The sequence below is a fragment of the Saccharopolyspora sp. ID03-671 genome, assembly GCF_045278815.1.
In the GTDB taxonomy this organism is placed as follows: Bacteria; Actinomycetota; Actinomycetes; order Mycobacteriales; family Pseudonocardiaceae; genus Saccharopolyspora; species Saccharopolyspora ipomoeae.
Genome location: NZ_CP134054.1, coordinates 6,820,683 through 6,842,181, shown reverse-complemented (window position 1 = coordinate 6,842,181; position 21,499 = coordinate 6,820,683). Strand labels below are relative to the sequence as shown.

Annotated in this window: 25 protein-coding genes; 14 read left to right on the top strand and 11 right to left on the bottom strand. The window is 70.7% G+C overall.

Going from position 1 to position 21,499, the window contains the following annotated elements:
- Positions 1-40: 40 nt before the first annotated feature.
- The gene (locus tag REH65_RS31855) at positions 41-1,102 is read right to left on the bottom strand and encodes a CobW family GTP-binding protein (protein WP_406690438.1); all 1,062 of its coding nucleotides are present in this window, start codon (positions 1,100-1,102) and stop codon (positions 41-43) included.
- Between the two features lie 166 nt (positions 1,103-1,268).
- Between REH65_RS31855 and REH65_RS31850 the strand changes: the two genes are divergently transcribed.
- Genes REH65_RS31850 through REH65_RS31835 form a run of 4 tightly spaced genes read left to right on the top strand, consistent with a single transcriptional unit; the run spans position 1,269 to position 5,812 of the window.
- The gene (locus REH65_RS31850; protein ID WP_406690437.1) at positions 1,269-2,564 is read left to right on the top strand and encodes an extracellular solute-binding protein; all 1,296 of its coding nucleotides are present in this window, start codon (positions 1,269-1,271) and stop codon (positions 2,562-2,564) included.
- Between the two features lie 16 nt (positions 2,565-2,580).
- A complete protein-coding gene (locus REH65_RS31845; RefSeq protein WP_406690436.1) occupies positions 2,581-3,465 on the top strand; it encodes a carbohydrate ABC transporter permease in 885 nt (294 codons plus the stop codon).
- A complete protein-coding gene (locus REH65_RS31840) occupies positions 3,458-4,288 on the top strand; it encodes a carbohydrate ABC transporter permease (protein ID WP_406690435.1) in 831 nt (276 codons plus the stop codon). Before REH65_RS31845 ends, REH65_RS31840 begins: the two co-directional genes overlap by 8 nt.
- A 12-nt stretch (positions 4,289-4,300) precedes the next feature.
- On the top strand, positions 4,301-5,812 hold the full coding sequence (locus tag REH65_RS31835) for an alpha-N-arabinofuranosidase (RefSeq protein ID WP_406690434.1): 1,512 nt from the start codon (positions 4,301-4,303) through the stop codon (positions 5,810-5,812).
- 1 nt (position 5,813) lies between these two features.
- Here REH65_RS31835 and REH65_RS31830 read toward each other — a convergent pair whose 3' ends face one another.
- Genes REH65_RS31830 through REH65_RS31820 form a run of 3 tightly spaced genes read right to left on the bottom strand, consistent with a single transcriptional unit; the run spans position 5,814 to position 8,674 of the window.
- Positions 5,814-6,593 (bottom strand): sugar phosphate isomerase/epimerase family protein, encoded by a 780-nt coding sequence (locus tag REH65_RS31830; RefSeq protein ID WP_406690433.1) that lies wholly within the window; start codon positions 6,591-6,593, stop codon positions 5,814-5,816.
- Between the two features lie 27 nt (positions 6,594-6,620).
- Positions 6,621-7,541 (bottom strand): sugar phosphate isomerase/epimerase family protein, encoded by a 921-nt coding sequence (locus tag REH65_RS31825; RefSeq protein ID WP_406690432.1) that lies wholly within the window; start codon positions 7,539-7,541, stop codon positions 6,621-6,623.
- A 2-nt stretch (positions 7,542-7,543) separates the two neighbouring features.
- On the bottom strand, positions 7,544-8,674 hold the full coding sequence (locus tag REH65_RS31820) for a Gfo/Idh/MocA family protein (RefSeq protein WP_406690431.1): 1,131 nt from the start codon (positions 8,672-8,674) through the stop codon (positions 7,544-7,546).
- 182 nt (positions 8,675-8,856) lie between these two features.
- On the opposite strand from REH65_RS31820, the gene REH65_RS31815 reads away from it, so the two are divergent.
- Entirely contained in the window at positions 8,857-10,080 is a 1,224-nt protein-coding gene (locus REH65_RS31815) for an ROK family protein (protein ID WP_406690430.1), read from the top strand.
- 96 nt (positions 10,081-10,176) lie between these two features.
- The gene (locus REH65_RS31810) at positions 10,177-11,274 is read left to right on the top strand and encodes a Gfo/Idh/MocA family protein (protein WP_406690429.1); all 1,098 of its coding nucleotides are present in this window, start codon (positions 10,177-10,179) and stop codon (positions 11,272-11,274) included.
- Positions 11,275-11,277: 3 nt separating this feature from the next.
- Here the strand turns inward: REH65_RS31810 and REH65_RS31805 are convergent, their stop codons facing one another.
- Positions 11,278-12,198, bottom strand: a complete 921-nt coding sequence (locus REH65_RS31805) for an oxygenase MpaB family protein (protein WP_281458093.1) — start codon at positions 12,196-12,198, stop codon at positions 11,278-11,280.
- Positions 12,199-12,327: 129 nt separating this feature from the next.
- On the opposite strand from REH65_RS31805, the gene REH65_RS31800 reads away from it, so the two are divergent.
- The 5 genes from REH65_RS31800 to REH65_RS31780 all read left to right on the top strand — a co-directional run bounded on the left by REH65_RS31800 (position 12,328) and on the right by REH65_RS31780 (position 15,013).
- A complete protein-coding gene (locus REH65_RS31800) occupies positions 12,328-12,549 on the top strand; it encodes a hypothetical protein (protein WP_406690428.1) in 222 nt (73 codons plus the stop codon).
- Between the two features lie 65 nt (positions 12,550-12,614).
- Positions 12,615-12,896, top strand: coding sequence for a metal-sensitive transcriptional regulator (locus REH65_RS31795; RefSeq protein WP_093420260.1), 282 nt, complete (start codon positions 12,615-12,617; stop codon positions 12,894-12,896).
- A gap of 11 nt (positions 12,897-12,907) precedes the next feature.
- Positions 12,908-13,258, top strand: coding sequence for a hypothetical protein (locus tag REH65_RS31790; RefSeq protein ID WP_406690427.1), 351 nt, complete (start codon positions 12,908-12,910; stop codon positions 13,256-13,258).
- 66 nt (positions 13,259-13,324) lie between these two features.
- On the top strand, positions 13,325-13,945 hold the full coding sequence (locus REH65_RS31785) for a DUF305 domain-containing protein (protein ID WP_406690426.1): 621 nt from the start codon (positions 13,325-13,327) through the stop codon (positions 13,943-13,945).
- Positions 13,946-14,215: 270 nt separating this feature from the next.
- Positions 14,216-15,013 carry an SAM-dependent methyltransferase gene (locus REH65_RS31780; protein ID WP_406690425.1) on the top strand — a complete coding sequence of 266 codons (798 nt, stop codon included), beginning with the start codon at positions 14,216-14,218 and terminating at the stop codon, positions 15,011-15,013.
- Here REH65_RS31780 and REH65_RS31775 read toward each other — a convergent pair.
- The 3 genes from REH65_RS31775 to REH65_RS31765 form a co-directional block, all read right to left on the bottom strand.
- The gene (locus REH65_RS31775) at positions 15,008-15,280 is read right to left on the bottom strand and encodes a GlsB/YeaQ/YmgE family stress response membrane protein (protein ID WP_406690424.1); all 273 of its coding nucleotides are present in this window, start codon (positions 15,278-15,280) and stop codon (positions 15,008-15,010) included. The genes REH65_RS31780 and REH65_RS31775 overlap by 6 nt on opposite strands.
- Positions 15,281-15,361: 81 nt before the next feature.
- Positions 15,362-16,237, bottom strand: a complete 876-nt coding sequence (locus tag REH65_RS31770; protein ID WP_406690423.1) for an SAM-dependent methyltransferase — start codon at positions 16,235-16,237, stop codon at positions 15,362-15,364.
- Positions 16,238-16,323: 86 nt separating this feature from the next.
- Positions 16,324-17,211: a class I SAM-dependent methyltransferase gene (locus REH65_RS31765; RefSeq protein WP_406690422.1), complete on the bottom strand. Its 888-nt coding sequence runs from the start codon at positions 17,209-17,211 to the stop codon at positions 16,324-16,326.
- Between the two features lie 394 nt (positions 17,212-17,605).
- Between REH65_RS31765 and REH65_RS31760 the strand changes: the two genes are divergently transcribed.
- Positions 17,606-17,908 (top strand): hypothetical protein, encoded by a 303-nt coding sequence (locus REH65_RS31760; protein WP_406690421.1) that lies wholly within the window; start codon positions 17,606-17,608, stop codon positions 17,906-17,908.
- Between the two features lie 221 nt (positions 17,909-18,129).
- Here the strand turns inward: REH65_RS31760 and REH65_RS31755 are convergent, their stop codons facing one another.
- Positions 18,130-18,387: an SHOCT domain-containing protein gene (locus REH65_RS31755; protein WP_281458084.1), complete on the bottom strand. Its 258-nt coding sequence runs from the start codon at positions 18,385-18,387 to the stop codon at positions 18,130-18,132.
- Between the two features lie 210 nt (positions 18,388-18,597).
- Between REH65_RS31755 and REH65_RS31750 the strand changes: the two genes are divergently transcribed.
- Together REH65_RS31750 and REH65_RS31745 are read left to right on the top strand one after the other, a co-directional pair.
- Positions 18,598-19,530 (top strand): acyl-CoA desaturase, encoded by a 933-nt coding sequence (locus REH65_RS31750; protein ID WP_406690420.1) that lies wholly within the window; start codon positions 18,598-18,600, stop codon positions 19,528-19,530.
- Between the two features lie 62 nt (positions 19,531-19,592).
- The gene (locus REH65_RS31745; protein WP_406690419.1) at positions 19,593-19,928 is read left to right on the top strand and encodes a VOC family protein; all 336 of its coding nucleotides are present in this window, start codon (positions 19,593-19,595) and stop codon (positions 19,926-19,928) included.
- A 44-nt stretch (positions 19,929-19,972) separates the two neighbouring features.
- On the opposite strand, the gene REH65_RS31740 is transcribed toward REH65_RS31745, so the two are convergent.
- Complete coding sequence (locus REH65_RS31740; RefSeq protein ID WP_406690418.1) at positions 19,973-20,323, bottom strand: TraR/DksA family transcriptional regulator; 351 nt, start codon at positions 20,321-20,323, stop codon at positions 19,973-19,975.
- A gap of 26 nt (positions 20,324-20,349) precedes the next feature.
- Positions 20,350-21,354: a TerC/Alx family metal homeostasis membrane protein gene (locus REH65_RS31735; protein WP_406690417.1), complete on the bottom strand. Its 1,005-nt coding sequence runs from the start codon at positions 21,352-21,354 to the stop codon at positions 20,350-20,352.
- Between the last annotated feature and the right edge of the window lie 145 nt (positions 21,355-21,499).

Sequence of the window (21,499 nt, the reverse complement as noted above, 5' to 3'; positions counted from 1 at the left end):
TCGGGGTTGAGCGTTCGGCTGGGGGCGGTTCTTCCTCGAATCACCCGGCCTCGTCGTCCCATTTGTCCGGATGGTTCGAGGAAGGACCGTCGTCCTCCAGGTGCCGGGCGAGGTTGAGGACGCCCATGCGGTCGACGGCGTCCGGAGTCGGGTCGATGCAGGATTCGAGACGGGCGCGGAGGTTCGAGGGGTCGAGGTCGGTGCCGATGAGGACGAGGCTGGTCGAGCGGGGGCCCTTCCAGCGGGTCGTCTCGAAGGCGGCGTAGACGCCGACCGCGTGGAACCGGAAGCAGCGGCCCTCGCCCGAGGCGCCGAAGTCGATCGGGCCCTTGATGCGGTAGACGCCCCGGCTGCGCTCCTTGAGGAAGGCCAGGAACGCCGTCGGGTTCAGCGGCCGGTCGGTGGTGAACTCCATCGACTCGTAGACGGCGTGCATGTGGTGGCCGTGGTCGTCGTCGTGGTCGTCCAGGTCCGCGAACGACAGCTGCCGGGCGCCGCCGGCGTCGCGGATCGCGGGGTCGTCGAACAGGATTCCCGGCGAGATCCGGCCGCGCTCGGTGGCCAGCACGGCACCCTCGGCGAGCTCGCGGACCTCCCCGATCACCCGGTCCCGCTCGGCCTCGTCCACCCGGTCGATCTTGTTGACCACTACCAGGTCGGCGAGCCGCACGTGGTCGTCGAGCTCGGGATGCCGGGCGCGGCTGTCGTCGAACTCGGCGGCGTCGACGACCTCCACCAGCCCGCCGAACTCGATGCCCGGGTTCTGCGAGGACAGCACCATCCGGACCAGCTGGGCGGGCTCGGCGATGCCGCTGGCCTCGATGACGATCGCGTCCAGCGGCGCGCCCGGGTGGGCCAGCTTCTCCAGCATCCGGTCCACGCCCTCGGCGTCGACCGCGCAGCACAGGCAGCCGTTCTCCAGCGACACCGTCGCGTCGACCTGCCCGGCGACGTTCATCGCGTCGACGTTGATGCTGCCGAAGTCGTTGACCAGCACACCGATGCGCCGCCCGTCGTCGTTCCGCAGCAGGTGGTTGAGCAGGGTCGTCTTGCCCGAGCCCAAGTAGCCCGCCAGCACGACCACCGGAATCCGCGCCGTCACCGTCTCCCCCAGATCGACACCTCGCTCACCTGCGCCATCCTCGCACGCGCCGCCCGACCGGCCGATTGACCTGGCCCGCACCGGACCTCTAGCTTCATCCGCGACCTCAATCGGACATTGTTCGAAATCCCGTACATCCGGACACCGCTGTCTCGGAGGTGGATTCGTGGGTGGACCAGGGCTGAGCCGCAGAACGCTGCTGGCAGGGGCCGCACTGGGGTGCGCCGGGCTGGCCGGCGGGTGCGGGGTGCCGCGCGGGGAGCGCGAACTGCGGTACTGGAACCTCTTCGCCGGGGGCGACGGGGACACGATGAAGGCGATGCTGGCCCGCTACCGGGCCGCGCATCCCGACGTCGGGCTCCGGGACGTCACGCTGGAGTGGGGCGACCGGTACTACACCAAGCTCGCGATGGCCGGGGCGGCCGAGCGGGCCCCCGACCTGGCGATCCTGCACCTGGGCCGGTTGCCGGCGTTCGCGCCGGGCGGGCTGATCGACGAGCTGCGCCCGGACCTGCTGCGGGAGAAGGGGATCGAGCCCGATCACTTCCCGGCCGGGCTCTGGAACCGGTCGCACCACGGCGGCAGGCTCTTCGCCGTCCCGCTCGACACCCACCCGGTGGTGCAGTACCACAACACCGACGTCTGCCGGGAGGCCGGACTGCTCGACGAGGACGGCCGGTTCCGCCCGCTGCGCGGGCCCGAGGCCGCGCGGGACGCGCTGCGCAGGGCCAAGCAGGTCACCGGGGACAGCGGGCTGCTGCTGGAGACGACCGGCGACGGCGTCGGCCCCTGGCGGTTGTTCTGGAGCCTCTACCGGCAGCTCGGCGGCGACCTGATCACCCCCGACGGCACCCGGTCGGCCGTCGACGACCGCAAGGTCGCCACCGTCCTCGACTTCGTCCAGGGCCTGCACGCCGACGGCCTGGCCACCGGCGGCCTGGACGGCGACGGCGCGATCGCGCTGTTCAGCAGCGGGCGGGCGGGATTCTTCTGGTACGGCGAGTGGGAGGTGCAGACGTTCCTCGAATCCGGGATGCCCTTCAGCATGACCCGGTTCCCGGCGGTGGTCGGCCGCGCGCTCGCCGAGGCCGACTCGCACGCCTTCGTCCTGCCGCACCGGGACCGCACCGACGAGGACCACCTGCGGGTCTACGACCTCGTCGCCGCGCTGCTGCGCGACAGCCTCGCGTGGGCCGAGGGCGGCCACATCCCGGCCTACCTCCCGGTCAACCGCAGCCCGGCCTACGCCGACATGCAACCGCAGTCCGAGTACCGGTCGGTCATCGACGACGTGCAGCTGGACCCGGACGTGTGGTTCGCCGGTTCCGGCTCGCGACTGTGGACCGAGATGAACTCCGTGCTCGGCCCGGCGATGGACGGCCGGCTCGCCGTGCCGCGCGCGGTGTCGCAGATCCGGCAGGTCGTCGACGACCTGCTCGCCACCCCGAACCCCACGGCCTGAACGGAGGTTCCCGCACATGGCCAGGCACAACCTCGGTGGTTCGGGGCTCGCGTTCGTGATGCCCTTCCTCACCGCCTACTTGCTGTTCCTCGTCATCCCGCTCGGGATGGGTCTGATCACCGCTCTCACCGACGCCGCCCTGACCTCCAGCGACGCCGACTTCGTCGGCCTGGCGAACTTCGCCGAGGCGCTCACCGATCCGGCGATGTGGCGGTCGTTTGGCGTGACGGTCGGTTTCACCGCCGCCGGCACTCCCCCGCTGATCCTGGTCGGGCTGGTGATGGCGCTGCTGACGCACCACCTGGCACCGGCCCGCTGGTTGTGGCGGCTGGCGTTCTTCGCGCCCTACGTGCTGCCGTCGTCGGCGATCGCGCTGATCTTCGTGTGGATCTACCAGCCGGAGTTCGGGCTGGCCGACTCGATGCTGTCCTGGTTCGGGATCGGGCCGATGGGCTGGCTGTCGCACCCGGTCGCGGCGATGCTCGGCGTCGTGGTGGCCACGGTGTGGTGGACCGTGGGCTTCAACTTCCTGCTGTACCTGGCGGCGCTGCAGACGATCCCGGACGACCTCTACGAGTCCTCGTCGCTCGACGGGGCCGGGGCGTGGCGGCAGCTGTGGCACATCACGCTGCCGATGCTGCGGCCCACGACGGGACTGATCGCGGTGTTGCAGGTCCTGGCCTCGCTGAAGGTCTTCGACCAATTTTACCTGATCACCAACGGCGGGCCGCAGCACAGCACGCGCCCGATCCTGCAGTACATCTACGAATCCGGGTTCACCCACTACCGAACCGGCTACGCCTCGGCGATCTCCTACGTGTTCTTCGCCGCGATCCTGCTGGTCACCCTCGCGCACTTCAGCGTCCAGCGCCGCCGAGCCGCGGGAGGCACCCATGTCTGACCGGTTCCGCTGGGGCACAGCGGTTCTCGCGCTGGTGACGGTGGCGCTCGCCGCGTTGTGGGCGCTGCCGTTCGCCTGGACGCTGCTGACCTCGCTCAAACCCGAGTCGGAGACCACCGAGGTCCCGCTGCGCTGGTTGCCGAGCGAGTTCACCGTCGAGGCCTACCGCAGCGTGCTGTCGACGCCCGACATCTGGATCTGGTTGCTCAACAGCGTGTTCACCGCCGGGACGGTGACCGTGCTGGTGGTGCTGCTGGCGAGCACCGCCGCCTACGGGTTCTCCCGCACCGATTTCCGGGGCCGCAGAGCGCTTCTCGCGTTCGTCGTCGCGGGCGTGCTGGTCCCGGCAGAGGTGCTGATCGTGCCGCTGTTCGACGAGATGGTGTTCCTGGGCCTGGTCGACACCCCGTGGGGCGTGATCCTGCCGCAGGTGGTGCTGCCCGCGATGGTCTACATCCTCAAGGTGTTCTTCGACGGCGTGCCGCGCGAGCTGGAGGAGGCCGCGATCGTCGACGGGGCGAGCCGGTGGCGGATCTACTGGCGGATCGTGCTGCCGCTGTCGCGCCCGGTGCTGGCCGCCGTCGCGATTTTCACGTTCATCACGACGTGGAACAACTTCCTGTGGCCGTTCATCGTCACCGCCGACCCGGCCACGATGACGCTGCCCGTGGGACTGGCCACGGTCCAGGGCAGCTACGGCGTCCGCTACGCCGAGGTGATGGCGACCGTGGTCATCGCGGGCCTGCCGTTGCTGCTGCTGTTCGTGCTGTTCCAGCGCCAGATCGTGCGCGGCATCGCGCACACCGGTCTGGCGGGACGATAGGGAGGGGAAACAGTGACCCACGGCGAGACCGCGCGGGCGAGCCTGACGATCGACCCGGCCTTCGAGATCGGCGAGGTGCACCCGAGGTTGTTCGGCTCGTTCGTCGAGCACCTCGGCCGCTGCGTGCACACCGGCCTCCACGAGCCCGGCCACCCCGCGGCGCGCGAGGACGGGCTGCGGCAGGACGTGCTGGACCTGATCGGCGAGCTCGGGGTGACGCTGGTGCGCTACCCGGGCGGCAACTTCGTCTCCGGCTACCGCTGGGAGGACGGCGTCGGCCCGGTCGCCGAGCGGCCGCGCCGGCTGGACCCCGCGTGGCGGTCGGTGGAGACCAACGAGTTCGGGCTCAACGAGTTCATGCGGTTCACCGAGGTCGCCGGGGTGGAGCCGATGATGGCGCTGAACCTGGGCACCCGCGGGCCGATGGAGGCCCGGGAGCTGCTGGAGTACTGCAACCACCCCGGCGGCACCGCGTGGTCGGATCTGCGGCGTGCGCACGGTCACGAGCGGCCGCACGGGATCGGGCTGTGGTGCTTGGGCAACGAGCTCGACGGGCCGTGGCAGATGGGGCACAAGACCGCCGACGAGTACGGCCGCGTCGCCGCCGAGACGGCGCGGATGATGCGGATGGTCGATCCCGGGGTGCGGCTGGTCGCCTGCGGCAGCTCGAACTCGGCGATGCCCACGTTCGCGGCGTGGGAGCGCACCGTGCTGGAGCACACCTACGAGCACGTCGACCACATCTCCTGCCACGCCTACTACGAGGAGTCCGACGGCGACGTCGACAGCTTCCTGGCCTCGGCGCAGGACATGGAGCACTTCATCGACTCCGTCGTGGCCACCTGCGACCACGTGCGCGCCCGGTTGCGCAGCCCGAAGCGGCTGGAGGTGTCCTTCGACGAGTGGAACGTCTGGTACCGCGGGCTGCGCGATCCCGCGACCGAACCGGAGTGGGAGGTGGCGCCGCGACTGTTGGAGGACAACTACACGCTCACCGACGCGGTCGTGGTGGGGAGCCTGCTGGTGACGTTGCTGCGGCACTGCGACCGGGTCACCGCGGCGTGCCTGGCGCAGCTGGTCAACGCGATCGCACCGATCATGACCGAGCCGGGCGGTCCGGCGTGGCGGCAGACAACGTTCTTCCCGTTCGCCGACGCCGCGCGGCACGGGCGCGGCCGGGTGCTGCGCGTGGAGCCGCGCTCGACGCGCCACGACACCGCCCGGTACGGGGAGGTGGACCTGCTGCACGCAACCGCGGTTCAGCAGGACGAGGACACCGTGGCGGTGTTCGCGGTCAACCGCGCCACCGACCGGCCGCTGCAGCTGACCGCCGACGTCCGCGCGACGGGCAGCACGCGGGTGATCGAGCACCGGGTGCTGGCCGACCCCGACCGGCACGCGCGCAACACGCCGGCCGAGCCCGAGCGGGTGCGGCCGCGCGGTGTCGAAGGCGCGGCGATCGACGGCGGGACGCTGAGCGCTGTGCTGCCGCCGCTGTCGTGGAACGTGCTGCTGCTGCGGTGAATCAGGCGAAGGTGGTGCCGTGGGTGCGCAGGACTTCGGCGTTGCTGGTGAGCAGGACGAAGGGGTCCAGGCGGGTGGTGTCGATCTCCGCGACGTGCCAAGGGGCTTCGCGGGCGGCGTCGAGGACTTCGACGACGTCGAGGGCGCCCGTGCCCAGCGGGGTTTGCGGGGTGTCCCGGGTGGCCGGGCCGTCCTTGAGGTGCACGGCGATCGCGCGTTCGCCCAGCGAGCGCAGCACCTCGGCGGGGTTCGCGCCCGCGGCCTGGGCCCAGTAGGCGTCGAGCTCGGCGCGCAGGTCGGAGTGGGTGCGCTGCCAGAATCGGTCGTAGGCCGGACCTCCGGGCAGCGGGGCCCACTCGAACCAGTGGTTGTGGTAGCCGAGGGTCAGGCCGGGCGGGGCGTCGGCGGCGGCCTGGCCGAGGGTGTCGGCGAACGCGTCGAGGCTCGCGGTGTCGCCGAAGGTCTCCTCGCCGAAACCGGGGACCTGGCGCGGGTGCGGGATGAACGCGGTGTCGGCGCCGAGTTCGGCGCACTCCTCGGCGAGTTCGGCGACGCTCGGCAGGGCGGCGTGGGTCGCCGAAACCGCCAGCCCCGCGGCGTCGAGGTCGGCGCGCAGCTCGCGGGCTGCGGCCAACCGCTCGTCCTGGCTGCGGGTCAGCGAGCCCAGGCCGAACGGTTCGACGTGGCGGAAGCCGATCTCGGCGAGGCGGGACAGGGTTCCGGGCTGGTCGGCGGCCAGCTCGTCGCGGACGCTGTAGAGCTGGACGGACAGTGTCGGCACAGGATCTCGTTCCTCTCCGGGAAGGGATCAACCCACGATCAACGGCCGGAGGGTGCGCTGGGCGATGCGCAGTCCCCGGGTGATGCGTTCGTCGTCACCGCCCCAGACGGGGTCCTCGTGCTCGACCGACAGGGTGCCGGTGAAGCCGTGCTCGTAGAGCCGGTCGACGACCTTCGGCCAGTCGACCTGGCCGAGCCCGGGCACCCGGTAGCGCCACCAGCCCATGTCGAACGGGTTGTCGCCCTTGTCGATCTTCCCGAAGAACCCGTAGCGGTTGCGCGCCACCGGATCGAGCTCGACGTCCTTGGCCTGGGCGTGCACGATCCGGTCGATGTGGGGCGCGATGGTCTCGACCGGGTCGATGCCGATCCAGGTCAGGTGCGAGGGATCCCAGTTGAGGTAGAAGCCCAGCGAGAACATCCACTCCCACAACTCCGGCGAGTACGCGAGGTTGCCGGGGTAGCCGTCGGGGTGCCAGCCCTCCATCACGCAGTTCTCGACGATGAGCTTCACGCCGCGCTCACCGGCGTAGTCGACGAGCTCGGGCAGCACCCGCTGCCCCTCGGCGAGGTTGTCGGCCACGGATTTCGTCCAGTCGCGGCCGATGAAGGTGCCGACGTGGGGCACGCCGAGCGCTTGGGCGGCGTCGACGGCGTGCTTGAGGTGGGCGCGGATCTCCTCGCGGCGCTGCGGGTCGGGGTGCAGGTTGTTCTCGTAGTAGGCGAACGCCGACAGCTCCAGGCCGTGGCGCTCGAAGAGCGCCTTGGTCTCGTCGACCTGCTGCGGGCCGAAGTCGGCGACCGGCAGGTGGGCGGCCTCGAAGTCGCGGCCGCCGGTGCCGGGCCAGACCGCGACCTCCAGCGCCTCGTAGCCGTTGGTCTTCGCCCAGTCGGCGATCTGATCGAGGCTCCACTGCGGGAGGCACGCGGTGAGCATTCCGAGTCGCATCGTCACACCTTCGTCCAGTCGCGGTTGCCGGCGGCGCGCACGACCGCGTCGATCAGGCGGGCCGAGCGCAGTCCGTCGCTGAAAGTGGGGAGTCCTTCGGGGTTCTCGCCGTCGATGGCCGCGTAGGTGTCGGCGACGAAGGCGTCGAAGCAGTCGGCGTAGCCCTGCGCGTGCCCGGCGGGCAACGTCGAGAGCCGTTGCTGCTCGGCGGATCCGGTGCCGATGTCGCGGACCAGCTCGCGGTTGCCCTCGGCGCCGCCGAGCCAGACCCGCTCGGGGTTCTCCTGGTCGAACACCGCACTGCCGCGCGAGCCGTCGAGCTCGAACCACAACCGGTTCTTCCGACCCGCCGCGACCTGCGAGATCGTCGCCGAGCCGAGCACGCCGGTGGCGGTGCGCAGCAGCAGCGCGGCGGTGTCCTCGGTGCGCACCTCGACGCGTTCGCCCGCATTACCGGTGGGGCCGGTGAAGCTGGCGCCGCCGGCGGCCGGGCGGGTGGGCACGGCGATGGAGAACTCGGCGAGCACGTCGGTGAAGGTCTCCCCCGACACCCACTGCACGAGGTCGCACCAGTGCGAGCCGATGTCGGCGAAAGCCCGTGACGCCCCGCCCTTCTCGGGGTCGACGCGCCAACCGGAGGCGTCCGGGTCGAGCATCCAGTCCTGCAGGTAGCTGCCGTGCAGCAGGTGCCAGTCGCCGAACTCCCCGGCCTGCCTGCGGGCGCGGAGCTCGCGCACCAGCGGGTGGTAGCGGTACACGAACGGCACCGCGGCCACCAGTCCGCTGCTCTCGGCCGCGGCGGCCATCCGCTCGGCCTCGTCCAGCGTCATCCCCAGGGGTTTTTCGCAGATGACGTGTTTGCCCGCGGCCAGCGCCGCTTCGGCGAAGGGCGCGTGGGTGGCGTTGGGGGTGCAGATGTGCACCACGTCGACGCGGTCGTCGGCCAGCACCTCGTCGAAGGAGGCGTAGGCGCCGACCCGCCACTCCCCCGCCTTCTCCAGCGAGCGCTGCGGGCTGGAGGCCAGCACGCCGACGACCTCGGCCCCGGCCAGCAGCGCCGAGCGCCGGTGCACGGCGCCGATCATCCCGGCGCCCACGATCGCCGCACCGCGCCTGGTCGTGCCAGGGCTCACGCGCACTCCTCCCCCGTGATCGATGGGATCCGTGATCGATGGAACTGCGGACAACGGCGGGTGTCTCACGCCCGTTCTCGTCCTCACTCACGCTAGGACCCGCTTTTTCCGCCGACAAGAGCTATTATTTATTTTCTTTTCGGTCATAAATCAGCGTTAAATCGCCGGGAAGGGGTTTCGGCATGGGATGGGATCCGGTCCGGCTGACCGTGCCGCGCACGTCCGGACGAGCCGACGGGAACCTGGTGCTCAGCGGCCTGACCAGGCTCATCGCCTCCGGCACCGCCGAGAGCAGGGCCGAGCTGGTCAAGCGCACCGGACTGGCCCGCTCCACCGTCAACAGCCACCTCGAAGCGCTGCTGGCCGCCGGGGTCGTCGTCGAGAAGGGCGCGATCGGCGGCGGTGGCCGGGGCCGTCCGGCGCACCGGCTGGGCCTCGCCCCGCGCGCCGGGGTCGTGCTGGCCGCCGACGTCGGCGCGCACTCCACCCGCCTGGCCGTGGCCGACCTCGGGCAGGAGCTGCTGGCCGAACGGCACGTGGCGCTGGACCTCTCGGTCGGCCCGGAGCGATCGCTGGACGTGCTCACCGAGCACCTGCGCTCGCTCGTCGGCGGCGCCGGAGTCGCCACCGATCAGGTCAAAGCGCTGGTCATGGGCCTGCCCGGACCGGTGGACTCGCGCATGGGGATGCCGGTGCGGCCGCCGATCATGCCGGGCTGGGACGGGTTCCCGGTCGGCGACACGATGGCCGGCCGGTTCGACTGCGCGGCCTCGGTGGACAACGACGTGAACCTGATGGCCCTGGGCGAGGCGCGGGCGCTGCCCGCCGACGAGTCGCCGCTGCTGTTCCTGAAGGTCGGCACCGGCATCGGCGGCGGCATCGTCTCGGCCAACGGCGAGCTGCACCGGGGTTCCGACGGCGCGGCCGGCGACATCGGGCACATCCGGGTGCCGGGGGCCGACGACGTGATCTGCCAGTGCGGCAACGTCGGCTGCGTCGAAGCGGTGGCCTCGGCCGCGGCGGTGCTGCGCGGGCTGCGCACCGAGTCCGGCGGGCCGGGGACCATAGACGACCTGGCCCGGCTGCTGCGCGACGGCGACCCCCTGGCCGTCCGGGCGATCCGCGCCGCGGCGGCCACCATCGGCGAGGTGGTGGCGATGCTGGTGCACTTCTACAACCCGAAGCGGATCGTCCTGGGTGGACTGATCACCTCGGTCGGCGACGACCTGCTCGCCGGGATCCGCAGCGTGGTCTACCGCCGCGCGCTGCCGCTGGCGACCCGGAACCTGTCGCTGGCCAACAGCGCGCTCGGGCGTTCCGCTGGCATGGCGGGTGCGGTGGTGGCCGGCATCGAGAACGTGCTCTCACCGGAGGGAATCCGGGGCCTGGTGCGCGAAATCCCTTGACACGGGCGCGTCCGCGCGGCAACGATGCGATCTGTCTCACGCCGCCGCACCGACCGCTCGGTCGCGCGGCTTCGAGACGTCTGAGGGAGATCCTTCATGAGTGACCCCACGTTCCGGGTCCCCACCTTCCGGGTCGGAGTCATCGGTGCGGGCTGGGCGGGCCAGCAGCACCTCGCCGCCTACGACGCCCTGCCGAACGTCGAGATCGCGGCGATCGCCGGGCAGGAGACCGACGTGGTCACCTCGCTGGGCGAGCGCTACGGCGTTCCGCACCTGTTCGACAGCTGGGAGCAGCTCGTCGAGCTGCCGGACCTGGACGCCGTGAGCGTCGCGGTCCCCAACTTCCTGCACGCGCCGATCGGCGTCGCCGCGCTCAAGCGCGGGCTCCACGTGCTCAGCGAGAAACCCCTGGCGCGCAACGGTGTCGAGGGCCGGCAGATGGTCGAGGCAGCACGCGCGGCGGGCCGGGTGCTCGACGTGGCGTTCAACCACCGGCTGCGCGGCGACGTGCAGGCCCTCGGCCGGATCATCGGCAGCGGCGAGCTGGGGCGGCCCTACTACGCCAAGGCCTCGTGGATGCGGCGGCGCGGCATCCCCACCATCGGCAGCTGGTTCACCAGCCGCGAGATGGCCGGCGGCGGGCCGCTGGCCGACATCGGCGTGCACGTCCTGGACTACGCGCTGTTCCTGCTCGGCGAGCCGAAGGTGGAGTCGGTCAGCGCCGTCACCTCCGGTGAGCTGGGCAGTCGCGGCGTCGGCGGCATGAACTGGGAAACGGCCCGCGTCCGGGGCGGTTTCGAGGTCGAGGACTTCGCCTCGGCGTTCCTGCGCCTGGAAGGCGGCGGGGCGCTGGCGCTGGAGACCTCGTGGGCGGCGTTCCGCGACCCGACCGATCTGCTGGACTTCCACGTGCTGGGCACCGAGGGCGGCGCGGAGCTGCGCGCGGTGGGCGCGGCCAAGAAGGCGGTCGGCGACCTGCGGATCTTCCGCGACGTCGACGGCGAGATCGCCGACTACCAGCCCGCCGCCGAGCCGGGCCGCGCGCACGCCGCGGTGGTGGAGAACTTCATCCGCCTGCTGGCCGCACCGCAGGAGTGGGCCGCCAACGACGGCTCCCAGGCCCTGCGCCGCGCCGAGATCATCGACGCCTGCTACCGCTCGGCCACCGAGCACCGCGAAGTCCCGGTGGCGTGAGCCTCACCCGGCGTTGGCCGGGAAGTAGTGCTTCGGGTCGCCGCGCTTGTCCACCGGCGGGTAGTTGCGGGGCGGGGTTTCGACCAGGGGCGCGTCGATCGGGCGGCGCCCCTGGGCGCGCTGCCAGGCCGCGCGGGCGCGCGGGTGGTAGCGGAAGCGGAACGGCACCAGCTTCCACAGAGCGCCGAAGGCCCGGCCGCCGACGCGGAGCAGGAGTTCGTCGCGGCGGGTCCAGCGCAGGCCGAGCTTCTCCCGGACCGGCGGGTCGTAGCAGCCGGTGGTGAGCCAGAGCATCAGGCGCACCGTCGGCGGGCGCAGCAGCCGCCACAGCGGGTCCGGCAGCCAGCGCACCAGCGGCGGTTTGCCGATGCGGGAGACGTCGCGGACGTCGAGGGTGGCCTGGTTGACCTCCAGCTCCTCGCGGCACATGCGGTCCCAGTAGCGCTGGAAGCTCGGCCAGTCCTCCGGCACCGGGCGCATGCTCATGCCGTAGAGCCGGTACCACTGCACGCCCTCGGCGTAGACCTGCGCCTTCTCCGCCTCGCTCAGCGGCGTGCCGAGGCGTTCGTTGATCAGGATCGGCATCACCAGGAACGTCGCGTGCGCCCAGAAGAACGTCTCCGGGTTGAGCGCGTGGTAGGGCCTGCCGCGCTTGTCGACGCCCTTGATGCCGTTGTGGAAGCCGCGCACCAGCTTGGCGGTCTCGGCCGCGCGCGGACCGTCGTAGACCACGCCGCCGATCGGGTACAGCGACCGGTAGAGCCGCTCCCACCGCTCGTCGAAGAACTCCGAGTGCTCCTCCACCCCCGCCCCCAGCTGCGGGTGCATGTTCTGCATCGACCCGGCCCACAGCGCGAGCAGCAGCCCGCGCCAGTCGCCGAAGTAGCGCCACATCAACGAGTCCGGACCCAGCGGTTCGGGCATGCCCACGCTCCGATCGATGTGAGGACAGCTGTCATCAAAAGTAGGCAGGCGAACACGCAGCGTCAATGCCGCACGCCCGGACGGACGCCGCCGCCCCGGCACCTAGACTCGGACACCGGAGGTGGGGTCATGAGCAAGAACCAACTGGGCGTGCTGCTGATCCGCACGCTGCTGTTCTTCGTCGTGGCCGTGGTGCTGGGCGTGATGAACGGCTGGCCGACGTACGCGATCATCGCGGTCGCGCTCACCGGCGGCGCCGCGCTCGTGCAGTTCGGCGGCTGGCTGTGGATGCGCCGCACCGAGCAGGACGCACCCGCCGAGAGGCCCGCGGTGCGCGGCGAGTTCCTCTGACTTTCCCGAGTTACCCCCCTGGGGTATAAAGGTGGTGGGCCCACCGGTCCAGGGGAGGGAAATCGATGCACGGCTACGCCCACAACAAGGACGACTACGCCAAGCGACTGCGTCGCATCGAAGGTCAGGTGCGCGGCTTGGCGCGCATGATCGACGACGACGAGTACTGCATCGACGTGCTCACCCAGGTCTCGGCCACCACCAAGGCGCTCCAGGCCGTGGCGCTGGGGCTGCTCGACGAGCACCTCAAGCACTGCGTGTCGGAGGCGATGTCCGAGGGCGGCGAGCAGGCCGACGCCAAGATCCGCGAGGCCAGCGACGCGATCGCGCGCCTGGTCAAGTCCTGACGGATCGCCTCGTGCGCCCGACCGCGCTGCGCTGGGTCCTGCTGCTCGCCCTGGCACTGGGCGTGGTGCTGATGCACCACGTGCCCGCCCAGCACGACTCGCACCACTCCCAGCACACCGCGACCGCGCAGGTCCAGGTCGCCGCATCCGAGCACGACGACGGCTCCCACGAGCACGACCTGCTGCACCTGTGCCTGGCGGTGGCCGCGTCCTTCCTCGCGCTGCTGGCCCCGCGCCTGCGCGCCGACCTCGGCGTGATCGCCGAGATGCCCCCGCCTCGCTTCCGGCGCACCCTGGAGCGGGCGCGACCACCGGATCCCTTACCTCGGCGGCTCGCCGCACTCTGCGTACTCCGGCGCTGATCGGCACCGGACCGGCACGACCGGTCACGTCGATCCAGCCCCAGCGAACACGAGGTATTCCCAGCGATGAAGCACGCCCGCACGGGTGTCGCCGCGTTCGGCGCCGCCCTGTCCCTGTCCTTGCTGGCCGGCTGCGGCCAGCCCGACGACGCCGCCCCGGCGGCTCCCCCTGCGCACACCGCGCACGGCGACCACGCACCGGAGCAGCCCGCACCCGAGCAGCCCGCCGCGCCCGAGCACAACGACGTCGACGTGATGTTCGCCCAGGGCATGGTGCCGCACCACCAGCAGGCGCTCGACATGTCCCGGATGGCCGCCACCAACGCCGAGTCCCAGCAGGTCAAGGACCTGGCCGCGCGGATCGAGGCGGCGCAGGGCCCGGAGATCGCCAAGCTCAACGGCTGGTTGCGCGACTGGAACGCGACCGGCCACGGCGATCACGGCGGTCACGCCATGACCGGCATGATGTCCAGCGACGAGATGGCGGCCCTGGGCCAGGCCAAGGGCGCCGAGTTCGATCAGAAGTTCCTGATGCTGATGATCAAGCACCACGAGGGCGCGGTGGCGATGGCCCGCACCGAGGTCGACAAGGGCCGCTTCCCCGACACCCAGCAGATGGCCCGCGAGATCATGATCAGCCAGCAGTCCGAGATCGACTCGATGCGCACGATGCTCACCCAGCACTGATCCGGGAGCGTCGCCAAGGGACGGTTTTTCCTCTAATCAACCCGACCAAACGAACTTTGATCATGGGTGATTCGAGGAAAAACTGTCCCCTCCCGCACGACCACACCCGACCGAGGCGATCTGGTGACCCCGGTGGCGTGGGTCGCCCGTGGTGGCGGTGGTACGGGTTGGCAACTGAACCGTGGCCGGTGCTTGACCTCGACTCGGGTCCGCGGGGTATTAGCATCACGGCTGGGCGGGACCTCCGCCCGGCCGTGAGGGGGTAGTGCGATGTCCGAGCCCGACGAGGTCGACGTGGCCAGGCCGAACGCTGCGCGCGTCTACGACTACTACCTCGGAGGCAGCCACAACTTCGCCGTCGACCGCGAGATGGGCGACGAGGCGATCGCGATGTGGCCGGAGCTGCCGCAGATCATGCAGGCCAACCGCGCGTTCCTGCGCCGGGCCGTGCACTTCTGCGTCGAGCGGGGAATCCGCCAGTTCCTCGACCTCGGCTCGGGGATCCCGACCGTGGGCAACGTGCACGAGGTGGCTCAGCTGGCCGCGCCCGGCACGCGGGTGGTCTACGTCGACACCGATCCGGTCGCCGTGGCCTACAGCAAGAAGCTGCTGGCCGACAACCCCGACGCCGACATCGTGCGCGCCGACGCGCGGGAACCGGACGAGGTGCTGAACTCGGACGAGGTCGCCGCGCTGCTGGACCTCGACGAGCCGGTGGCGGTGATGATGGTGGCGCTGCTGCACTTCGTCGGCGACGAGGACGACCCGCGGGAGATGATCGCCCGCTACCGCGCGGCGATGGCGCCGGGCAGCTACCTGGCGATCTCGCACGCCACCGCCGAGGGACGCCCCGACATGGCGGACGAACACGCCGACCTCTACAAGAAGCGGACCGCCACTCCCATGACGTTCCGCTCGCGAGTCGAGGTCGGCGAGTTCTTCGAGGGTTTCGAGCTGGTCGAACCGGGGCTGGTGTTCCTGCCCCAGTGGCGGCCGGTCTCGCCCTCCGAGGTCGGTGACAACCCGGAGCGCTTCACCGCGCTGGCCGGTGTCGGCCGCAGGTCATGAGCGGATGCGGCGCTTGCGACCCGTGATCTGGTTGTAGATGACGAGCACGATCACGGCACCGATGACGGAGCCGATCCAGCCCGCCGGCTGAAAACCGCGCAGGCCCACCGTGAGCAGGCCGAAGAGGAAACCGCCCACCGCGGAACCGGCGACACCGAGGACGATCGTCATCAGCAGGCCGATGTCGTCCTTGCCGGGCACGATGGCCCGGGCGATGAAGCCGGCGATCAGACCGAAGACGATCCAACCGAGAATTGTCAGGAACACCGAGCTCACCCGTTTCGCTCGCGGACACTTGCGAATCCCCAGGCTACTCCGATCTTGCGAGCCGGGTCGCGGTGATCGTCTTCACCCGGGTTTCACCGCGGTCACGAATCGGCTGATGTCGAGCATCGGGCCGACGGCGCGCCCCGGGTCGCGGCCGAGCCGGATGGCCGCGTCCTCGCTGGACTCGGCTTCGGCGCGCCAGCCGAGCTCGTCGAGCACCTCGGTGACGGGAACCCCTCCGGCGTGGAGGAGTTCGTCGAGGTCCATGCCCTGCTTGCGCCCGTACTCGGCGATCTTCGGGTCGTCGCGGATCCGCGCGGTGTCGCCGAACTCCTCGACCGCCACCCGGCTCGACGGCGCGGACAGCTCGGTGATCGTCGCCAGCAACCGGCGTTCGGCCTCGGCCGGCAGGTACGGCAGCAGCCCCTCCGCCAGCCACGCCGCGGGTTCCGCGGTGTCGAAACCCGCTCCGATCAGCGCGGCTGGCCAGTCCTCGCGCAGATCGACGCCGATCGGCCGGTAGCCGCAGGGGAGTTCGACGTCGGCGAGGGTTTCTCGTTTGAACTGCAGCACTTTCGGCTGGTCGAGCTCGAACACGACGGTGCCGCCGGGCCAGTCGAGCCGGTAGGGGCGGGCGTCGAGACCGGCCGCCAGGACCACGAACTGCCGCACGCCGGAACGCGCGGCGGCGAGCAGGAAGTCGTCGAAGACGCGGGACCGGACGCCGACGTAGTGGTCGATGCGCTCGGCCCAGCCGCGCTCGTCGTCGGGGATGGCCGCCAGCGCCTCCGGCGTCGTCGGGAACGCCATCCCCTGGTCGGCCGCGCGCACCAGGACCTCGGCGTGGGGGTCGTCGATGAGCCGGTCGGCGCGGTGGGTCTCGATGGCGCGCACGGCCGCCACCGCCAGCGCGGTGCGGCCGACGCCGCTGATGATGTCCCAGTCCTGTTCCGCCACGACCCGATCGTAGGCGCGGCCGGAGACGCCTGCCGGTTTCCCCGAAAGAGCCCGACCAGCAGACCCTTTCGGGGAGAGCACCGGGCTCACTCGGGCTTGTGGGACTCCACGAAGCGGCTGGCGTGGGTCATCTGCCCGAACAGGCCCGTCAGGTCCCGGCCGTAGCGGGCCGCCTTGGCCTCGGCGCCCTCGACCTCGGTCTTCCAGCCGAACCCGCGCAGCACGTCGGGCGCCTCGGGGCGGTCGTCGGAGTGCAGCAGGTCGCGCATGTCCAGGCCCCACTCCTTGCCGAACTCCGCGAGGCTCTCGTCCTCGAAGATCTGCCCGACGTTGGCGAAGTCCTCCACCGCGAGCCGGCTGCCGGGCGCGGAAAGCCGGTCGATGGTCTCCAGCAGCTGCTGCTCGGCCTCCTCGGGCAGGTACGGGAGCAGGCCCTCGGCGAGCCAGGCGGTGGGTTGCGACGGGTCGAAGCCGGCCTCGGTCAGCGCGGCCGACCAGTTCTCGCGCAGGTCGATCGCCACGGGGCGGTGCGCGCAGTTCGGCGCGGCGTCGAGCCCGTCGAGGACGGTCTGCTTGAACTCCAGGACCTTGGGCTGGTCGATCTCGAACACGGTGGTGCCCTCGGCCCAGTCCAGGCGCTGGGCGCGCGCGTCGAGCCCGGACGCGAGGATCACGGCCTGCCGGACTCCCGCCTCGCCCGCCGCGGCGAAGAAGTCGTCGAAGCAGCGGGACCGCACGCCCATGTAGTCCTCCATCTTGGCCTGCGCCCAGACGGAGTCGGCCGGCAGTTCCGCGACCTCGGCCGGGGAGGTCGGCATGGGGGCCGGTGCGTCGGCGGCCTTGACGAAGGCGGCCGCGTACGGGTCGGAGATCAGCCGGTCCTCGCGGTGGGTCTCCAGCGCCCGAGCGGCGGCCACGCCCAGCGCGGTCAGCCCGACGCTGGTCACGATGTCCCATTGCTGGTCAGTTGTCACGCTGCGCCCCTTCCAGCCCCGTGCCACCCCGGGGCCTCATTCGTTCCGGTCACTCGCGCGGAACGCGCTGAGCAGAAATCGGTACTAAGAGTGACCGTAACAAGTTAGTTGTATGACGCAACTAAGTGTGCGCCAGGGCACACGCAGATCGGACGAACCACCGAAAGCCGCCTACCCAGGCGAAATGCGCACGAGAGCCGTTCGACGCCGAGCGTTCACCCGACGGTATTCGCGGTGACCGGCAGCGAACACTTTCCGGGTGAGAATTCGGAAGAGGAAGCAGAGAAAGACGGGTACTTTTCAGCACTCCGTTGCACCGGATCAACGAGATCCACCCATGTGGGTGATCATCGGCGGAGAAAATTGTGCTGTTCAGCGCATAGACTCCCGGCCCGTGACTGCACTACCGCACAGCTCGACCGAGGCGGCCCTGCGCGACGCGGTGGACACAGCCCTCATCGACCTGCTGACGAAGCCGAACAACCCGGCGGACCGCGCCCGTCAGGAACTCACCCGCGCCGTCGGGCTGCTCGACGAGCACCCGCAGATCGAGGTCTCGGCGGACGCGGTGACCGCGGTGCGCTCCGCCGCCGAGCACCTCGCTCAAGGCGAGCGCGCCGACGCTCGCACCGCGCTGGTCAGCGCCCGCGGCCGGCTCTCCGCGCCGGGCTCGCGGCAAGCCGCTCGGCACAGCTGACACCACGACGTCCCTCGTGGACGAGGTGCTCACCTCGCGTTGGTGGGTGGACAGTTTTCATGAAAACCGTCCACCCCTGGAGACCGGGAAGTTTTCATGAAAACTTCCCCGCTCGTGGGGACGGGAGACCTCGTGGGGGTGTCTCGTGGACGTGGAGGGGGACAGTTCTCATGAAAACTGTCCCCCTCCCACAACCACATCACCCGGAGTTCAGAACCACATCACCGGAGTTCGCCGAGTCGTTCCCGGTACTCCTCGCCGGTGAGCTCGCCTCGGGCGTAGCGCTCGGCGAGGATCGTGCGGGCGCTCTCGGTCGCCGAGGGACGCCGGGTCTTGCGCAGCAGCGCGTAGATCACCGTGCCGATCAGGGCGGCGATGAGCACCATCCACACCAGCCCGAAGATCCAGAACGGGCCTCCGCCGTGCCCGCCGGGTCCGGGACCACCGGGTCCCCACTGCATCAGGAGTTCGGTCACCATCTCTGCTCACCTTCTTCGTCGGTGAGACCAGCATCGGCGCGTTGGCCGCTCGCGTCGTCGGCCCAGGAGCGACAACCGCCCTACCGAATGCGACGTACCGGTCGTGCGGAGTTCACCGCCGGTTGCCGCCCGGTTCCTTGCGATCATCAGCGCCCTCGGGGTTGGGTGAAGCGTGCGGGCCCACCGCACCCCTAGCCGAGGAGATGCCAGTTGGACGCTGCCGAGATCACCGGACCCAAACCCGTACTGGCCGGGCGCAGGCCCTGGGGCCCGCAGCTGTCGGTGTACGTGTTCATCCTCGGGCCGTTCCTGGCGCTGCTGGCGGCCGTGCCGCTGGCGTGGGGCTGGGGCCTGCGCTGGTGGGACGTCGCCCTGGCGGCGGGCTGGTACGTCCTGACGATCCTGGGCGTCACGGTCGGCTACCACCGCTACTTCACCCACGGCGCCTTCCGCGCGAAGCGCTGGTTGCGGATCACCCTCGCGGTCGTGGCGAGCATGGCGGTCCAGGGGCCGATCCTGCACTGGGTCTCCGACCACCGCCGCCACCACGCCTTCGCCGACCGGGAGGGCGACCCGCACTCCCCCTGGGCCTTCGGGACCTCACCGGCTGCGCTGGTGCGCGGCTTCTGGCACGCGCACATGGGCTGGGTGTTCGAGCGCGACCTGACCAACCAGGAGCGCTTCGTCCCGGACCTGCTGGCCGACTCCGATATGCGCCTGGTGCACAAGCTCTTCGGGCCGCTGACCGTGGCGACGTTCCTGCTGCCGGGCCTGATGGGCTGGCTGATCACCGGCACCACCTGGGGCGCGCTGACCGCGTTCTTCTGGGCCGGTCTGGTGCGGGTGGCGTTCCTGCACCACGTGACCTGGTCGGTGAACTCCATCTGCCACCTGGTGGGCGAACGCCCGTTCAAGAGCCGCGACAAGGCGGCGAACTTCTGGCCGCTGGCGATCCTGAGCATGGGCGAGTCCTGGCACAACCTGCACCACGCCGACCCCACCTGCGCCCGGCACGGCGTGCAGCGGGGTCAGATCGACATCTCGGCGCGGGTCATCTGGCTGTTCGAGAAGGCCGGGTGGGTCCACCACGTCCGCTGGCCCACGCCCACGCGGCTGTCCCGGCTGGCAGTCGGCGAGGACTGACGCCCACCGGGTTGGTCCTCAACCGGGAGCCCGCTGTCGGGGGCCGCACCTACGCTCGCGACGTGTACGCGATCGACTTCGTTGAGTTCCCATCGAGTGCGGCTTCCAGCTCGGGCCGGTTCTTCGCACGGGCTTTCGGCTGGACCACGACGCCCTACGGGCCGGACTACGCCGACGTGGCCGGTGCCGGTATCGCCCTCGGCTTCCAGTCCGATCCCGACGAGCGGCCTCCGGCGCCCCTGGTGACGATCCGCGCGGACGACCTCGACCAGGCGCGGCGCGACGTGGAGAGCGCGGGTGGCGTCATCACGGTCGAGCCGTTCGAGTTCCCCGGTGGCCGGCGTTTCCACTTCCGGGAGCCCGGTGGCTGCGAACTGGCGGTCTGGCGCCCGACCTGAGCGCACGAGCGGGGTCGTTCGCGGCCCGCGCCCGCTGCGGGAGGTCAGTGCCGCGCCGAGGTGCAGCGGATGCACAGGGTGGCCGCGGGCAGGGCTTCGAGGCGTTCCTTGCTGATGCGCTTGCCGCAGCGCCGGCACTGGCCGTAGGTGCCGGTCTCGATGCGGTGAGCGGCCTGGTCGAGCTCGTCGAGCTCGGCCTTGGCGTCGGCCAGCAGGCCCTGGGTCTGGGCGCGCTCGTAGGCGATGGTCACGCCCTCGGGGTCGTGCTCGTCGTCGTTGGTGGTCCAGGTGGCCTGCTCGACGATGGACGCGAGGTGCCGCTGCAGCGACTCGATGCGGTGCTGCACCTCGTCCCGGTGCTCGGCCAGGATCCGCTCCGGCGATTTGCGCGCCATGCCCGGACAACGCCGGGCGGCGCGCTTTATTCCGCCTCGGCCCCGGTCGTCACCGGTTCAGGTGCCGGTTGGTCCTGGCGCTTGGTGCGCGACCGGGCGAGGCTGGCGACCGTGGTGATGGCCAGGGTGAGCACGATGAAGCCCAGCGAGGCGGCGATGCCGATGTCGGGCACCGCGAAGTGGATCTCCTCGACGTGCGAGCCGTGCAGCGCTTCGATGATCAGCTTCAGCCCGATGAAGCCGAGGATGACCGCCAGCCCGTAGCTGAGGTAGATGAGCCGGTCGAGCAGCCCGCCGATGACGAAGTACAGCTGCCGCAGCCCCATCAGCGCGAAGGCGTTCGCGGTGAAGATGATGAAGCCGTCCTTGGTGAGCCCGAAGATGGCCGGCATCGAGTCGAGCGCGAAGATCACGTTGGCGAGCCCGAGCGCGGCCACGACCAGCAGCAGCGGGGTGAACATCCGCTTGCCGTCGACGCGGGTGACCATCTTGCCGCCGTCGTAGGTGTCGGTGGTGGGCACGAACCGCTGCAGCGCGCGGATCATGCCGCTGCCGTCGTCGTCCTCCGAGTCGTCGCCGGCGTCGCGGGCGACCTTGATCGCGGTGTAGATCAGGAACGCGCCGAACAGGTAGAACACCCAGTTGAACGCGGCGAGCACCGCGACGCCCGCGGCGATGCAGATTGCGCGCAGCACCAGCGAGATCAGGATGCCGATGTAGAGGACCCGGTGCTGGTGCTCGCGGGGCACCGCGAACCGGGACATGATGATCACGAAGACGAACAGGTTGTCCACCGACAGGCTGTACTCGGTAACGTACCCGGCGAAGAACTCCGCGCCGCTGGTCGACCCGGCGAAGGCGAACAGCAGTCCGCCGAAGATCGCCGCGAGCGCGACGTAGAAGGCCACCCACAAGCCGGCTTCCTTGACGCCGACGGCGTGCGGCCGCCGGCCCACGATCAGCAGGTCGGCCGCGATCAGGCCGAGCAGCGCGACCAGCGTCACCGCCCACACCCACACCGGGAAGTTCATCCGCGTCCCCTCACACCGACTGCTGCGCCACTCGCCCGGACACCCGGACGAGTGAATGCAGAATACTGTATGGAAAACCGGGCCCAACGAGACCAGAGCGACAAACCCGAGCAATTCGGGCGGAAAATCACGCCATTCGGAGCAA